2 protein-coding genes are annotated in these 601 nt (G+C 47.8%); both read right to left on the bottom strand.

Annotation, left to right across the window (positions count from 1 at the left end; translation table 11 throughout):
- Positions 1-101 (bottom strand): conjugal transfer protein TraF (gene traF, locus AB4513_RS24760; RefSeq protein ID WP_240798350.1); only part of this gene is annotated, 101 nt, incomplete at its 3' end.
- A gap of 107 nt (positions 102-208) precedes the next feature.
- Positions 209-601 (bottom strand): conjugal transfer protein TraF (gene traF, locus AB4513_RS24755; protein WP_170962743.1); only part of this gene is annotated, 393 nt, incomplete at its 5' end.

Below are 601 nucleotides of genomic sequence, written 5' to 3'. Positions count from 1 at the left end.
AATTGAAATCGCTCGCCAAGACGAGTGATTTTAGGGGCGGTCTTATGGCAGTACGGGCAGGTGCTTTCAAAAAAGAACACTAGGGCATATTGGTTTTGCATGGCAGCGTGTGCGCTGGCGGCATGAATCAAAAAAGCAAGCACAAGGGTACGAAGAAATGGCATAGCGCCTCCTTACGTTTGGGTGGTTTTACATGGATTGAGTGGCTTTAAAAATCCGATTGCTCAAAGTGGGTGGCGACGTTGTAAAAGCGCCCAATTAAATCATTTTGGCTTATCCAGCCGTACGCCAGTGGCTTCATCTCTCCAGTGCTTGGATGCACCAAAATCAAGGCGGGCGTAAAAGGCACCGTGACTTTTCCCTGGTTGTGGCGGTTTTCTTTGAGGTGAGTGATGAAGGTTTCATCATTACTGATCCCAAGGAGCTCAAAATGGTATTGGTCAGCAAACGCTTGAATGGACGGGGCGAGTTGCTGGCTTAGCGCATCTTTTCCTTCATAAACAAAGAAAAAGCCCCATCCGTCTTGTTTCATCTTTTCAACCGCGTCGGTCTTCTTCTTATCCTCCAGTGCTAAATACACCTGTCTTGCCGCTTGCTCTGT

The organism is Vibrio sp. 10N.222.54.E6 (assembly GCF_041473955.1).
Classification (GTDB): Bacteria; Pseudomonadota; Gammaproteobacteria; order Enterobacterales; family Vibrionaceae; genus Vibrio; species Vibrio tasmaniensis_A.
The sequence above is the reverse complement of the archived record's forward strand: the minus strand, read 5'-3'. Positions and strand labels throughout refer to the sequence as shown.